14 protein-coding genes are annotated in these 14,841 nt (G+C 29.8%); 9 read left to right on the top strand and 5 right to left on the bottom strand.

Annotated features, from left to right (window positions below; genetic code table 11):
- Positions 1-74: 74 nt before the first annotated feature.
- Complete coding sequence (locus ACPKM0_RS04760; RefSeq protein WP_472473814.1) at positions 75-1,076, bottom strand: LacI family DNA-binding transcriptional regulator; 1,002 nt, start codon at positions 1,074-1,076, stop codon at positions 75-77.
- Between the two features lie 269 nt (positions 1,077-1,345).
- Between ACPKM0_RS04760 and ACPKM0_RS04755 the strand changes: the two genes are divergently transcribed.
- The 9 genes from ACPKM0_RS04755 to ACPKM0_RS04715 all read left to right on the top strand — a co-directional run bounded on the left by ACPKM0_RS04755 (position 1,346) and on the right by ACPKM0_RS04715 (position 9,550).
- Positions 1,346-2,353, top strand: a complete 1,008-nt coding sequence (locus ACPKM0_RS04755; RefSeq protein ID WP_472473813.1) for a substrate-binding domain-containing protein — start codon at positions 1,346-1,348, stop codon at positions 2,351-2,353.
- A 79-nt stretch (positions 2,354-2,432) separates the two neighbouring features.
- The gene (locus ACPKM0_RS04750; RefSeq protein ID WP_472473811.1) at positions 2,433-3,938 is read left to right on the top strand and encodes a sugar ABC transporter ATP-binding protein; all 1,506 of its coding nucleotides are present in this window, start codon (positions 2,433-2,435) and stop codon (positions 3,936-3,938) included.
- The gene (locus ACPKM0_RS04745) at positions 3,931-4,929 is read left to right on the top strand and encodes an ABC transporter permease (protein ID WP_472473809.1); all 999 of its coding nucleotides are present in this window, start codon (positions 3,931-3,933) and stop codon (positions 4,927-4,929) included. Before ACPKM0_RS04750 ends, ACPKM0_RS04745 begins: the two co-directional genes overlap by 8 nt.
- 14 nt (positions 4,930-4,943) lie before the next feature.
- Positions 4,944-5,915, top strand: coding sequence for an ABC transporter permease (locus ACPKM0_RS04740; protein ID WP_472473807.1), 972 nt, complete (start codon positions 4,944-4,946; stop codon positions 5,913-5,915).
- Between the two features lie 14 nt (positions 5,916-5,929).
- Positions 5,930-6,412: an ureidoglycolate lyase gene (locus ACPKM0_RS04735; RefSeq protein ID WP_472473805.1), complete on the top strand. Its 483-nt coding sequence runs from the start codon at positions 5,930-5,932 to the stop codon at positions 6,410-6,412.
- Between the two features lie 15 nt (positions 6,413-6,427).
- Entirely contained in the window at positions 6,428-7,438 is a 1,011-nt protein-coding gene (locus ACPKM0_RS04730; RefSeq protein WP_472473804.1) for a dihydroxyacetone kinase subunit DhaK, read from the top strand.
- A 9-nt stretch (positions 7,439-7,447) separates the two neighbouring features.
- Entirely contained in the window at positions 7,448-8,068 is a 621-nt protein-coding gene (locus ACPKM0_RS04725) for a dihydroxyacetone kinase subunit L (RefSeq protein WP_472473802.1), read from the top strand.
- Positions 8,069-8,151: 83 nt separating this feature from the next.
- The gene (locus ACPKM0_RS04720; RefSeq protein WP_472473800.1) at positions 8,152-9,039 is read left to right on the top strand and encodes a ribokinase; all 888 of its coding nucleotides are present in this window, start codon (positions 8,152-8,154) and stop codon (positions 9,037-9,039) included.
- 73 nt (positions 9,040-9,112) lie between these two features.
- A complete protein-coding gene (locus ACPKM0_RS04715) occupies positions 9,113-9,550 on the top strand; it encodes an RpiB/LacA/LacB family sugar-phosphate isomerase (protein ID WP_472473798.1) in 438 nt (145 codons plus the stop codon).
- A 55-nt stretch (positions 9,551-9,605) separates the two neighbouring features.
- On the opposite strand, the gene ACPKM0_RS04710 is transcribed toward ACPKM0_RS04715, so the two are convergent.
- The 4 genes from ACPKM0_RS04710 to ACPKM0_RS04695 all read right to left on the bottom strand — a co-directional run bounded on the left by ACPKM0_RS04710 (position 9,606) and on the right by ACPKM0_RS04695 (position 14,687).
- On the bottom strand, positions 9,606-10,982 hold the full coding sequence (locus ACPKM0_RS04710; RefSeq protein WP_472473796.1) for an MATE family efflux transporter: 1,377 nt from the start codon (positions 10,980-10,982) through the stop codon (positions 9,606-9,608).
- Positions 10,983-11,062: 80 nt separating this feature from the next.
- The gene (locus tag ACPKM0_RS04705) at positions 11,063-11,533 is read right to left on the bottom strand and encodes a MarR family winged helix-turn-helix transcriptional regulator (RefSeq protein ID WP_472473794.1); all 471 of its coding nucleotides are present in this window, start codon (positions 11,531-11,533) and stop codon (positions 11,063-11,065) included.
- A gap of 137 nt (positions 11,534-11,670) precedes the next feature.
- Positions 11,671-13,536, bottom strand: coding sequence for a bifunctional metallophosphatase/5'-nucleotidase (locus ACPKM0_RS04700; RefSeq protein WP_472473792.1), 1,866 nt, complete (start codon positions 13,534-13,536; stop codon positions 11,671-11,673).
- Positions 13,533-14,687: a YibE/F family protein gene (locus ACPKM0_RS04695; protein WP_472473790.1), complete on the bottom strand. Its 1,155-nt coding sequence runs from the start codon at positions 14,685-14,687 to the stop codon at positions 13,533-13,535. The genes ACPKM0_RS04700 and ACPKM0_RS04695 overlap by 4 nt, the downstream gene beginning before the upstream one ends.
- Positions 14,688-14,841: the final 154 nt, after the last annotated feature.

Raw genomic sequence — 14,841 nt, 5'->3', positions numbered from 1 at the left:
GCGTTAATAATACTCCACAAGTAAACAAATAACAAGAAAGATTTGATTAGATAATTGTCAGAAATCTATGTAAATTATTTAGTACTATTTCTAATAATTAACTTTCCACCTACTATAAGTTTATAGTATGAAGGATGTTTTGCTTTAATTTCATTCATTAGAGTTACAGCAGCCATTTGTCCAATCATTGTACGTTGAACATGAACAGTAGTTAATGATGGTAAGGTTGTTTCTGCTAAAAAAATATCATCAAATCCAATTATCGAAACATCTTCTGGTATATTATAACCTTCACTAGTTAAAGCTTGAATTGCACCAATTGCAATAATATCATTATCAGCAAATACTACTTTAGGTATTCTACGACCACTTTTTAAATAGCTTAACATCCCATTAAAACTACCTTTCAAAGTTGCTTCTAATCTAAATTCTCTATCTTTGGAATATTGAAGGCCATATTTTTCTACAGCTCTAAGTACCCCATTGTTTCTTTCTATAAAATTTTGTGAATCAAAAGAAGATCTAAAATAACCAAAGTCTTTTTCACCTTGATTGCATACATACCTAATAGCTATATCAACCATTTCTTCATTTGCCATTGTAATTGAATTACAAGGATAATTTGGCATTGAATTATCAATAACTAAATATGGTATTTTAATTGTATCCAATGCTTTATAATCTATATCTTGTAATTCTGTACCAATTACAAAAGCCCCATCAACATTAGAAAATTTTAAATCCTTTATGTTTTTTGAATAATTCTTATTAAAAGTTACCATTTGTAAATTATATCCGTTTTTAGCACATTCTATCTGAATACTATCTACAATTTTTGCGATAAATCCTGCATTTTGTTCTACTAAAAATCCTTCTTTAATAACTTTTATAAATAATAAATTTCTATTTTCTTCTTTGTTAATATCAATATCAAAACGTACTGGATAATTTGCTTCTTTCAAAATAGATAGAATTTCTAATCTTTTTTTATCACTAACTCCAGGTTTATTATTAATAACTAAAGAAATTGTTGCGGGAGATACTCCAGCAATTTTTGCAATCTCTCTTACAGTCATACCATCTTCCTTCCTTTTTAGTAAATCACACTATAGTTTAGTTGTCAAGAAAACAAATCACTTAACATTTAGTAATTACTAAACAATTACTAAACAAATATTATTCAATTATTTCTTTATTCAATAACAAATTATTTACTTATTTATATTTTTTATTTTTATTATTTTTATTACTTTGACAATTTTAAGATCTAATACCTATAATACAGATGTTCAATTTACTAAACATTTATCACATTGTTTAGTTATCATTTAGGAGGATTTAAAAAATGAGAAAATTATTAGCTTTATCATTAGCTATGTTATTAATGGTTTCTACTGTTGCTTTTGCTGGCGGTGAAAGTGAAAAAGCAGATGGTGCAAAAGATTATAGAATCGCTGTTGTTCCAAAATTAACAAGTATTTCTTGGTTCCAAAGAATGGAAGTTGGTGTTAACGAATATGCTGAAGCAAATGATGTTGACGCATTCTATACAGGACCTTCTGAAGGTGATGGTGCTCTACAAGCTCAAGCTATTGAAGATTTAATTTCACAAGGTGTTGATGCAATTTGTGTTGTACCTTTCTCAACAGAAGCTTTAGAACCTGTATTAAAGAAAGCTCGTGAAGCTGGTATTGTAGTAATTACACATGAAGCTTCAGGTATGTCAAATATTGATTATGATATTGAAGCTTTCAACAATGCTGAATATGGTATGCACTTCATGGAAAAAATTGGCGAATTAGTTGATGGTGAAGGTGAATATGTTTTAACTGTTGGATCTTTAACTTCAGAATCTCATAACCAATGGGTTGATGCTGCAAAAGCTTTACAAGAAGAAAAATTCCCTGGAATGAGTCAATATGGAGATAAGATTGAAACAGCTGACAATCAAAGCCAATGTTATAACAAAATCAAAGAAGTTCTAACAGCAAATCCTAATATTAAAGCTATCCAAGGTTCAGCAATGCCTGACGTAGCTGGTGCAGCATTAGCAGTACAAGAATTAGGTTTACAAGGTAAAATCGCTATTGTTGGTACATCATTAGTATCAGTTGCAGGTAAATATATTGAAGATGGCACAATCCAAATGGCATCTTTCTGGGATCCTGCTTTAGCTGGTAAAGCAATGGTTGAATTAGCAATTAAAGTATTAGAAGGTGAAACAATTGATAATGGTTGTAACTTGAATGTTCCAGGTTATACTAACTTAGCTTTAGATGGCAAAGTATTATCAGGTCAAGCTTGGATTGATATTACAAAAGAAAATGTAAACGATCCTGCAATTGATTTCTAAATTAAATTAAAGAGTTAATACAAGGGGATTAAGATTTATCTAAATCCCCTTTATTTAAGTTATTGGAGAGTATATACAAATGACTGAAGAATTTATCCGCCTTGAGAAAATAAAAAAATATTTTACAGGCGTAAAAGCTCTAAAAGGTGTTGATTTAACAATTAATACTGGAGAGATTCATTGTCTTGCAGGAGAAAATGGATGTGGTAAATCAACATTAATAAAAGTAATTTCAGGTGCGCACGAACCAACTTCTGGAAATATTTATATTAATGGAGAAGAAGTTACCCATTTAAACCCAATTGCTTCAATACAACATGGTATTCAAGTAATATATCAAGACTTTGCTGTTTTCCCTAATTTATCAGTAGCAGAAAATATAGCAATGAACAACAATTTATTAAATGCCAAAAAGAGAATGAATTGGAAAGAAGCTAGAAAATTAGCAGAAAAAGCTATGTCTCTTGTTGGAGCAGATATAGATCCTGATATTTTAGTTGAAAGATTATCTATTTCAAATAAACAAATGGTTGCAATATCTAGAGCAATTATTAATGATGCAAAATTGTTAATTCTCGATGAACCTACAACTGCATTAACCGCACGTGAAGTTGAACTACTAAATAAAACATTAATAAATTTAAAAAACAAAGGCATGGCTATTGTAATTGTTAACCATAAAATTGATGAGATTTTTGATATAGCTGACAGACTTACTATTTTAAGAAACGGCGAAAATGTTGCAACTGGCCTAATTGAAGATTTTAACAGGAAAACTTTTATTCACCATATGACAGGTAGAGATATTATTGATAATATTTATACACCTAACTCAAACACTAAAGAAGTTTGTAAAGTTTCAAATTTATCTTTAGATGGATATTTTGAAGATGTAAGTTTTTCCTTAACTCAAGGTGATGTTCTTGGAATTACAGGATTGCTTGGATCTGGACGTTCAGAAATTGGAGACACTTTATTTGGTATTACACCGGCAACCTCTGGTGATATTTTTATCAACGACGAAAAAGTAATAATTAAATCCATTTTTGATGCTGTAAATAAAGGGATAGGATATGTTCCTGAAGATAGATTAACACAAGGTTTATTTCTATCAAGATCTATTAGCGACAATACAGTTGCAGCTTCACTAAAGACCTATATGAAAAAAGGTAGATTAGATTTACAAGAAATTGAAGAAATCACAAATTTTTGGATTGAAAAAATAGGCTGTGTCGCTTCCTCTCCAAAGGCTCCTATTAGAACATTATCTGGTGGAAATGCTCAAAAAATGGTTATAGCAAAATGGTTAAATACACATCCAAACTTACTAATTCTTAACGGTCCAACCGTTGGTGTTGATATTGGTTCAAAATCAGATATTCATAAAATACTTCATAACTTAGCAAATGAAGGAATGGGAATAATTATAATTAGTGATGATTTAAATGAATTATATTTCAATTGTAATAAGCTAATAATAATGAGTAATGGAATTAGTTCTGGTGTATTAACAACGGCAGATTATAGTGAAGATGAAATTTCTAAAAAAATAAAAGAAGCTACAGCGGAGGAAAATAATGAATAAAAAAACAAAGCAAATATTTTCTACAAATGAAGCTATTGTAGCTTATACAATTATATTATTATGTGCAATTATTGGAATTGCAAACCCAGTATTTTTATCATTCAGTACTGTTATCACATTATCAAGAGCAATGCTAATTACTTTAATTTTTGCAGGATTAGAAATGATGATAATAATTGGGGGTGGTATTGATGTTTCTTTCCCAGCTATTGCTTGTTTCTCAGCTTATGCAACAATCAAATTAATTTTAAAATACGAGATAGATAGTATCGCCTTTTTCTATATTGTCGCCTGTTTAATTGGTTTAGGATTTGGATGTATTAATGCGTTTTTAATTGCAAGAAAAAAACTGCCACCATTAATTGCAACTTTAGCAGTTAGTAGCATTGCAAATGGAGCAACTTTAGCTTTCTTGGGAACAAAAGAGTTTTCTAATATCCCTGAGCACATAGATAGTCTTTCTAAAAGTTTCTTGTTTTCTTATACAAATAGTTCAGGAATTACTTATCAAATGACCTCTCTTATTTTAATTCCAATTATATTCTTAATTATCTTGTTTATAGTATTAAAATTTACTATTTATGGTAGAGGAATTTATGCTATTGGTGGAGATAAAAATGCAGCAAGAATAGCAGGATATAATGTTGTTAAAATTCAATCAAGTCTATATATGCTTGGAGGCGTATTAGCTGCAATTGGTGGTGTAACTTATACAATTTTAATGAGACAATCTAGTCCTCAAAACTTAATGGGATCAGAGATGATGGTTATAGCAGCTGTAGTTGTTGGAGGCACTAGAATTACTGGTGGTCATGGAACAGTATTAGGAACTATCTTAGGAGTATTATTAATAGCCATTGTACAAAATAACTTAGTTCTTGTTGGTATTCCAACACATTTACAAACATTTGTTGTTGGACTAATTATTGTTCTTGGTACAGGAATTACTTCTATTAGGGCTAAACACATAGCAAATAGTGCAAAAGTATAACGAGGTAAAGATTAATGTTTAAATCAAAATTTGAAAAAATAAATAAAAATAATTTAATGATAATAGTTATTGGTATAGCGATTTTCATTACTATGAGTATTTTAGAACCTCGTGCATTTTTGAGAATTGCAAATATAAGAGGTATGTTTGTTCAATTACCAGAATATGGTATTTTATGTTTTGGTATGATGCTAGCCATGATTTCTGGGGGAATTGATTTATCCCTAGTAGGTATTGCTAATTTTGCGAGCATTGTAGCAGCAACTTTCATGATTCAAAGAGGTGGAACAACAGGATCTATTTTCTTTGCTATTTTAATTGCTCTTTTAGTTGGTGCATTATGCGGATTATTTAATGGTTTTTTAATAGGCTATTTAAAAATACCAGCAATGCTTGTAACTCTTTGTGGTTTACAACTTTATCAAGGTTTAGGCCTAGCAATAACAAAAGGACCTGCATTAACAGGTTTACCTGAAGCTTATGGAAATATTGCAAATGGTAATTTTTTAGGGATTCCTATTCCTTTTTATATCTTTATAGTTGTGACGATAATTATAGCATTTTTACTAAGATCTACCGTCTATGGACATCAACTTGAGTTCATGGGTACTAATGAAATTGCTTCTAAATATGCAGGTATTAATAATTTAAAAGTTACATTAATTACTTATATGACTAGTGGAATTTTAGGAGCTATTGGTGGATTACTTATTTCATCACACTACAATTCAGCTAAGAGTGATTATGGAAAATCTTACACTTTATTAACTTTATTAATTGTTGTATTAGGTGGCACAGACCCAGATGGTGGTAAATCTAATGTTGTTGGCGTAGCTCTTGCAGTTGTCTTATTACAATTAGTTTCAAGTGCTTTTAATATTTTAAGAATAAGTTCTTTTATGAAAACATTTGTATTTGGATTAATCCTAGTAATTACTATGTTATCTAGTGCATATATTGACGAAAGAAGAAATAGAAGAGATTAATTTTAGGAGAAGTTATGAGAAAAATAAAAGCACAAAAATTAACTACAGAAAGTTTCAAAGAATTTGGATCATTTTATAATATGGTTGATCCACAAGGTTACAATTTAGGAGATTTTTTCCCTGATCATTTAGATGTTGCAAACACTACTAATATGTCTTACGGTTTTTCTTCACTTAATGTTTATAAAAAAGATAAAATGTTAGTTGATACAGTAGAATATCATAATTATAGTGCGGAAGTACTTCTTCCTATAGATACTGATATTGTTATTCACGTAGCACCACCTAACAACAAAAATGTTGTTGAATTAACACAAGCTTTCATCATTCCAAAAGGAACAATAGTTAAATTAAATATTGGAGTTACTCACCTTTGCCCATTTTCAATTACTGAAGAAGAAGGACATGTAATGGTAGCTTTACCACAAAGGACTTATCAAAATGATTGTGTTCTTGTGGATTTATCATCTGAAGACCAATTTGAAATTGTATTATAAAAAAAGGATTTTAATATGAAAAAACTAATCAACAAACCAGAAAATTATGTAAAAGAAATGCTAGAAGGGCTATATATAGCTCATCCAGACTTAATCACTTATACAGGTGATGATGTACATTGTTTAGTAACTGCCAACAAAAAAGAAGGCAAAGTAGGAATAGCTACAGGTGGTGGATCTGGCCACTTACCTTTATTCTTAGGTTATGTAGGAAAAGGCATGTTAGATGCTTGTTCCGTTGGTGATGTTTTCCAAAGTCCAAGCCCAGATCAAATGTTAGCTTGTACAAAATACATCGATAGCGGAGCTGGCGTTTTATACATTTATGGTAATTATAATGGTGATATTTTTAATTTCGATATGGCTGCTGAACAAGCTGATTTTGAAGAAGATATTAGAGTTGAATCCGTTGTTGCAGGTGATGATGTAGCTTCAGCTGGTCCTGCTGCTCCTGGTGAAAAAAACACAAGACGTGGTGTAGCTGGTATAGTTTTTGTTTATAAATGTGCTGGTGGTGCTGCTGATGCAATGCTTAGTTTAGATGAAGTTAAAAGAGTTGCTGAAAAAGCTTGTGCAAATGTTAGAACTATGGGTGTAGCTCTTACTCCTTGTATTGTACCAAGAGTAGGTAAACCTGGATTTAATATCGGGGAAGATGAAATGGAAATCGGTATGGGTATACATGGCGAAACCGGAATAAGACGTGGTAAATTAGAACCAGCTGATCAAGTTGCTGAAGAAATGGTTGCAAAAATTATTGGAGATATTCCTTTTTCTTCAGGTGATGAAGTTGCTGTTATGGTTAATGGCTTAGGTGCAACACCTTTAGATGAACAATATATTGTAGTTAGAAAAATTGATGAAATTTTAAAACGTGAAAACATTATAGTACATAGATATTATGTTGGAGAATATGCAACATCTATTGAAATGGCAGGATTATCAATTAGTATGATGAAGCTTGATGATGAATTAAAGAAATATCTTGATGCTCCAGCCCAAACTCCATTCTTTGTACAACTATAGGTAGAAATCATGAACGTAAAACTAATAGAAAATTTTTTAGATGAAGCTGCTAAAATAATGGCAGAAGAAAAGGTTCATTTAATTGAAGAAGATAGCATAGTTGGAGATGGTGATTTAGGCTTAACTATGAGTGATGGTTTTATTGCAGCTTCAGAAAGCTTAAAAAATAACCCTCAAACAGATTGTGGTAAAGCACTTTATTTCGCTGGTAAAGCTATGAGTATAAAAGTACCTTCAACAATGGGAACCTTAATGGCTAGTGGCTTAATGCAAGCAGGAAAAGTATTAAAAGGAAAAGAAGAATTAACAAGAGAAGATGTTGTTTCTATTTTCGAAGAATATCTAAATGGCGTTACACATAGAGGAAAAGCAAAAATAGGTGAGAAAACTTTTGTAGATGGACTATATCCAGCAGTTGAATGCTTAAAAAACTCTATAGATAAACCATTACTAGAAAGTGCAAAACTAGCTGAAGAAGCAGCTATGGAAGGCTATAAAAATACTCAAGGTATGTTAGCTGTACATGGTAGAGCTGCAACAAGGGGTGAAGATTCAAGAAAACTTCTTGATCCTGGTGCTTTAGTAGCTGCATTATTAATGAAGGCTTTTGCAAACTCCCTTAATAATTAATTGAAAGATTATCTTTCAATTTGTATATACTCTGCACGAAGAATAAATTCTTCGTGCAATATTTAGTAATTAGGAAAATTATTATGAAAAAAATATTAAATTATGGATCACTAAATATAGATAAAACTTTTACTCTTGACCATATAGTAAAACCTGGAGAAACAATTTCTTCAAATACTTTTAGTAAAAATGCTGGAGGTAAAGGTTGTAATCAAGCTGGGGCATTAGCAAAAGCTGGTTGTGAAGTTTATATGGCAGGGAAAATTGGTCCTGATGGAAATTTCCTAATAGATTTATTAAATCAATTTAATGTTAATACTGATTATATAAGCACAGAAGGGACTATTACAGGACAAGCTTTAATTCAAGTTTCCAAAAGTGGACAAAATTCAATTATATTAAATCCCGGTGCTAATTTTGAAAACTCAAAATCTGAAATAGATTCTGTTATAAATAACTTTTCTAAAGGTGATTATTTAATTTTACAAAATGAAATCAATAATATTGAATATATTATTAATAAAGGTTATGAAAAAGGATTAATAATTTGTTTTAATCCGTCCCCATTCAATGATGAAATTTTGAATTTACCACTAGAAAAAGTATCTTATTTCTTTGTAAATGAAATAGAAGCCGCTCAAATTACTCAAGTTAATGAAAATGATAATTTTATAGAAACATTAAATACTATAAGTTCAAAATTTCCTAACTCAAAAATAATAATGACTGTCGGAAAAGAAGGAGCTTATTATTCTTTTAACCAAGTAACATTACATCAAGATATTATAGATGCACCTGTTATAGATACAACTGCTGCAGGGGATACATTTATGGGATATTTTATTGCATCATTAATTTATAACTATGAAGTAAAAGATGCATTATTTTATGCAACAAAAGCTTCAGCAGTTACAGTTAGTAAAGAAGGGGCTCTTATATCAATTCCACTAAAAGAAGATATTTTTGAATAAATTCAATTTTTATAATATTTAAATATTAACATTTAGCTATACTTTTGTTATATTACTTTCAAGGAGAAAGAAAATGAAGATTGTAATAGCTAATGATCATGGTGCTGTAGAATTATCAAAAGAAATCGTAGAACATTTAGAAAAAATGGGTCATGAAGTAAATCATTTAGGTGTTAAAGAAGTAGAATCAGTTGATTATCCTGATATGGCTGAATTAGCATGTAAAGAATATTTGAAAGGTGGTTATGATTTCGGTATTGTTTGTTGTGGAACAGGAATTGGAATCTCTATTAGTGCAAATAAAATTAATGGAATTAGATGTGCACTACCTCAAAATATATTTGCAGCTCAAATGGCTAAAGAACATAATAATGCTAATTTTATTGCTTTCGGTGGTAGAATTGATTATGCTGAAAACCCATTAGATATGATAGATGCATTTATTGATGATAAATTTTTAGGTGATAGACACGAAAGACGTGTTAATAAAATAATGGCCTTAGAAAAATAAATTATCATATTTTTATAAGCTATAGCTATGTCAAAAAGACATAGCTATAATTATTTTATGCTCTAATTAATTGAATATTTTTATTCACACCGTATTCAGATTCCATTGCTTTTAGATTTTTTACTAACATAAATACTGCAATGATTACAGATACAATATCTGCTATAGGTTGTGCCCAAATTAAACCTGTCAATCCAAATAAATAATTACCAATAAATAAAGATGGAATAAAAACTAGTCCTTGTCTAGAAATAGTTAAAATTAAAGCACTAAGTGGTTTATTCATTGCTTGATTTACTATAGTAGAAAAAAAATAGATACCTAAAAGCACAACGGTAGACATTAATGCTCTAACCATTACTGTTCCTAATACAATTATTTCTGGATCATTTATAAATGCTTTTACAAATGTAGGTGCAATTGATATTATAGTCAAAGCAATACTTAGCCCTAAAATTATACAAATTGTTAAAGTATATTTTACAATTCCTTTTAATCTTTTTGTATCTTTAGCTCCATATGCATAGGCTAATAAAGGTTGAACACCCATAGTAAATCCACCAAATAACATTGCTGGGATTTGGTTTCCTTTAGTTGCAACACCCATAGCAGCAACAGTAATATCACCATAAGAGGCTAAAAAGAAATTTAATACCATAATAGAAAAACTCATTAATAGTGTATTTATAGAACTTGGGATTCCTATAGAAAAAACATCTTTAGCTATTTTTTCTTTTACTTTAAAATCAGAAAATTTAATACTAAGAATTGTTCTTTTACTATTTAAATAAATAATGTAGTAAATTGTTGCTGCAATATTTCCTATTACTGTTGCAATAGCCGCTCCAGAAACTCCCATATTAAGTCCTAAAATCATAATCGGATCTAATATGATATTAGTTAAAGTTCCTATTAACATACCCATCAATGCTGCTTTTGCATTACCATCACTTCTTACAATATTTCCAAATGCATTTGATACTATAATAAAAGGAGCACCTAATGCTAAATAACTTATATAGTCTACTACAAAATAATAAGTATCTTCACTAGCTCCCAAAGCATTAGTAAGTGGGCCTACAAAAATTAATAATATTGCTCCAACAATTATACCTGTAATAATAGCTCCGTAAAAACCAAATGATGAAACTTGTTTAACTCTTGAGTTTTTTTTCTCTCCTAGATTTCTTGATATAGTAGAGCTACTACCTGTTCCAAAAAGTGTTCCAAAACTCATCATAACCATAAATACTGGCATTGCTAAAGTAATCGCTGCTACTTGATTAGAATCTGCTGTTTGACCAATAAAAAAAGTATCAGCTAAATTATAAATAATAGTTACTATCATTGCCAACATTGTCGGAAGCGCTAAAGTCCACACCGCTTTACTTATTTTTGTTTTTTCAAATAATTCTATATTTGTTTCTTCCATATTTACCTCTATTTTATTCTATATAAAATCATACTATCTAATATATTTCTATATAGAACTATATACTCAAAAAAAAGAGATTAATTCTCTTCTTTTTCCATTGAACTTATTAGCTTTTTTAACAAAGATACTAATTGCTCTTGTTCTTCAAAAGTTAAGACTTTTTTAAATTCATTCTCTATTTCTAAACCTTTATCACAAATAATTTTGTTAAAATTTATAGCTTTCTCTGTAGGACTTACAAATTTTTTCCTTGTATCTATTTTAGAATATTCTCTAATAATATATCCCTTTTGTTCTAATAATCTTAAATTAGCAGATACAGTAGAAGGTTTAAGTGAAAAATGTGTTTCTATATTTTTTTGGAAAATTTCTTCATCTTTATTCGCAACTAAAAATCCAATAATATGAGAATTAGAGCCTGTAATATTATCATCATCTGTTAACTTTATTATTTGATGATCTAAACGTCTTCGAAATAAATTTGCAGCCATTAAGATAGCTCGACCAACATTAACTGAACTAAGACTCTCTAAATTACATTTTTTCATCTTTTATTTCCTTCTATATAATATAGTACTATATAGAACTATATATCGTCAAGTCAAATAGACAAAAGAAAAACCTTTCTCATTTAATAATAAACAAGAAAGGCTTATTAAATATTATATTAAATATTTAAGATAAATTAAATTTCATTAACATTAACTGCTTTAACATTTAATGTTCTGCCATCTTCAGATGCAGGGATTACAATATCACCAGATTTAATCATTTGAATTACTTCTGCTTCATTAAAACTATCACCCATACCAACTAATTCCCAGTTATTATCACAAGTAGGAGCTAATACACCATCTAATTCTTCTTGAACATATTTAGCAATTAATGCTCTAACTTCAGCATTAAGTTGATCTTCATTATAACTATCATAATAAACATCAGTTTCATCTACCCAACCATGAGAAGATAAAGTACCAAATCTGTAGTTGTTTACAGCTAATTTATAAACTCTACTTGGGTCAATTGCTTCACCATTAATAGTTGGATTTACAATTCTGCTTCCAGCTTCTTTAGAAATATCTACTTTATAATCAACGCCAGCAAACATATCATAGTTATAACCTCTTACATCAGGATTAAAGGAAATTGTAACGTCTCCATCATGGTAAGTATTATAATAGCTTACACTCCATTCCATGTAATCTAATAAATTTTGACCTGTTATATTAACACCCATTAAAGTATTATTATATTTGTAAATGAAAGCTACATCTTTTTTCTTGAAATCCCCTTTATTCAAAGTTGAACCAAAGTTAAATAAAGCAGCTGATGAAACTTCAGCATTAGCATATTTCTTTTGTACAGTATTTATTAAATCAATAACAGCAGTATCTTCGATTTGAGTTCTTGGCATTGTTGTTACATTAGAATCACCAGTAATATAGTCAACACCCTCAGGAAGGAAATCAGAAGTAATTTCACCAATTACAGTATTTGCATTTTCAACACTCTTATCATGTACCCATTTAAATTCTTCAAGAACTTCTTTAGAAGCATCAGCACCTTTTGTTACTAAGTTTTCAGCTTGAACATCTTCAATTGTCCATTCACCATCAACTTTTACTAAATTAATTGTACTAAATGCAACTTTATTACCGTATCTACCAGGTTCCATTACATATGTATCATTTACTTTTTCACAATATGTAGCATGTTCATGACCTGCAATAATTAAGTCTAATTCAGGAATTTCTTCAGCTAATTGATAAGCACCACTAATATTTTCTTCTTCGTATTGACCGTTTCTAGACATATGCATTGCAGCAACAATTACATCAGCACTATCACCAATAGCTGCTACAGCATCTTTAGTAGCTTGTAAAGGAGATACAAAATCTAGACCTTGGAAATGTTCAGGAGCTGAAGCTTCCCATTGTGGTACGTGTGGAGCAACTCCACCAATAACAGCAACTTTAACACCTTCAATATCGAAAATTTGATAAGGTAATACATAATCAGAACCATCAGCAACATTTTTAATGTTAGCACAAACAACTCTACCTTCAAAAGCTTCTAAGTTTCTTTCTAAGAAAGGAAGACCAAAGTTAAATTCATGATTACCAGGTACCCAAACATCATATTCCATCATATTCATACATTCTACCATTGGGTGAATGTCCATATCATTGAATAATTCAGCACTATTATCTTGAACTGTATCACCAACATCAATAACTAAAGCATTAGGATATTCTTCTCTAATTTGTTCAACAAAAGGATAAGTCATTGAGAAACCAGCATCATTATCTTCTGAATCAATAGCATATTCATAAGGATAAATTCTACCATGAACATCAGATGTTGCAGCAATTGCAATAGTTACTTCATCAGCTCCTGTAGCTACTCCCTTAACTACTTCACCTTCTCTTACGTAATCAAAAGCTTTAACTGTAGCTTGTTCAGATTCTACAGTATTCTTTGTTGTACAACTAAACATTAGTGACAACGAAAGAATCAAAATTAAACCTAATCTAAATTGAGATTTTTTCATTTTTCCCTCCAAAAATTAAGCAATATTACACATATTGCTGTAAATAAAACACTTGAAACCATACCAATTGATCCACAAAATGCTTGTAAGATATTTATTACAATCAATGGTATATTTATAAACTGTCTATAACTCATATCATATCCCCATATCATCATTGCCAACGGTAATGATGCCCCACAAAAGGCTAATACCAAAGTATTAGTCATTGTTCCTATGATATCCTTTCCAACAGCCATAAGAGAAGAAAATAATTCCTTTCTCTTTATATTTGGATTTACTTTTAATAATTGCTCCCCACTACTTGCTATAGATATTGCAACATCCATAGTTGCGCCTAAAGAAGAAAAAAGAATTGAAACGAATAAAATATCTTTGATTTTAAAGTTTCTATCTTGTGCTAAATACAATAAAGCTTCTCCCTTTTCCATATCAACACCAGTAAGATTTAATACTCTACCCATCACATAACTTAAAAGGCCTGCTAAAGAAATACCAAATAATGTCCCAATTGAAGCTATCAATGCTTTTTTAGAAAAACCAGCTATTAATAAATAGCTTACTGCACAGATAACAATAGAACTTACAATTGCAACAAAGATTGGATAAGGCGTCCACATCCCAGGGACTATAATATAAACCAATACTACTGCTGTAAAAAGTAAAGCAAGTAAACTATTTAAGCCTTCTTTTCTCCCTATTAATAATACAATAACAACCAATAATAAAGCTAAAAAATAAACACCAAATTCTCTTCTATAATTATAAAGCCAAACTACTATTTTACCATTCGAATCAGTTCTTACAGTAAAAATAGCTTTTAATCCCTCATATGCATATGCACTTCTAACAGAACTTAATGTATGAGAAATTGTAAACTCATTTCCACTCTGAGAGCCTTCCTCTATTCTAACTGTAAACTTTTGATTTCCCCTATATCTATTTTCAACATATAAATCTTCTTCTGTATTATCCTCTAATACCTCAACTACAGTTCCTAAAACAAACTCTTGAGTAAAGATTGCACTTTTCTTATATCTTTGAGTAATTTTAGGAGCTATTTGAGAAATTAATAATATTAACAACATTACAATAAGTGTGGTTGCAACTTGTTTTTTAACCTCTATTTTATTAATTTTATTCCCCTCCATTTTTTTAGGGTGGATTAACAGTCTAATATACAAATAACAAATAGGCAACTAATTTATTATTAAATAATGGAATTTAACTAAAACACATATTTAGTTATACATAAATATAAATAGTACAACTTTATTCAAACACATATAAATCCATACTATAATT

This window comes from Pleomorphochaeta sp. (assembly GCF_050031695.1).
GTDB lineage: Bacteria > Spirochaetota > Spirochaetia > Sphaerochaetales > Sphaerochaetaceae > Pleomorphochaeta.
The sequence above is the reverse complement of the archived record's forward strand: the minus strand, read 5'-3'. Positions and strand labels throughout refer to the sequence as shown.

Coding starts and splice junctions, on each gene's coding strand:
- ACPKM0_RS04760 (WP_472473814.1), bottom strand. CDS start 1,076: ATGACTGTAAGAGAGATTGCAAAAATTGCTGGAGTATCTCCCGCAACA.
- ACPKM0_RS04755 (WP_472473813.1), top strand. CDS start 1,346: ATGAGAAAATTATTAGCTTTATCATTAGCTATGTTATTAATGGTTTCT.
- ACPKM0_RS04750 (WP_472473811.1), top strand. CDS start 2,433: ATGACTGAAGAATTTATCCGCCTTGAGAAAATAAAAAAATATTTTACA.
- ACPKM0_RS04745 (WP_472473809.1), top strand. CDS start 3,931: ATGAATAAAAAAACAAAGCAAATATTTTCTACAAATGAAGCTATTGTA.
- ACPKM0_RS04740 (WP_472473807.1), top strand. CDS start 4,944: ATGTTTAAATCAAAATTTGAAAAAATAAATAAAAATAATTTAATGATA.
- ACPKM0_RS04735 (WP_472473805.1), top strand. CDS start 5,930: ATGAGAAAAATAAAAGCACAAAAATTAACTACAGAAAGTTTCAAAGAA.
- ACPKM0_RS04730 (WP_472473804.1), top strand. CDS start 6,428: ATGAAAAAACTAATCAACAAACCAGAAAATTATGTAAAAGAAATGCTA.
- ACPKM0_RS04725 (WP_472473802.1), top strand. CDS start 7,448: ATGAACGTAAAACTAATAGAAAATTTTTTAGATGAAGCTGCTAAAATA.
- ACPKM0_RS04720 (WP_472473800.1), top strand. CDS start 8,152: ATGAAAAAAATATTAAATTATGGATCACTAAATATAGATAAAACTTTT.
- ACPKM0_RS04715 (WP_472473798.1), top strand. CDS start 9,113: ATGAAGATTGTAATAGCTAATGATCATGGTGCTGTAGAATTATCAAAA.
- ACPKM0_RS04710 (WP_472473796.1), bottom strand. CDS start 10,982: ATGGAAGAAACAAATATAGAATTATTTGAAAAAACAAAAATAAGTAAA.
- ACPKM0_RS04705 (WP_472473794.1), bottom strand. CDS start 11,533: ATGAAAAAATGTAATTTAGAGAGTCTTAGTTCAGTTAATGTTGGTCGA.
- ACPKM0_RS04700 (WP_472473792.1), bottom strand. CDS start 13,536: ATGAAAAAATCTCAATTTAGATTAGGTTTAATTTTGATTCTTTCGTTG.
- ACPKM0_RS04695 (WP_472473790.1), bottom strand. CDS start 14,687: ATGGAGGGGAATAAAATTAATAAAATAGAGGTTAAAAAACAAGTTGCA.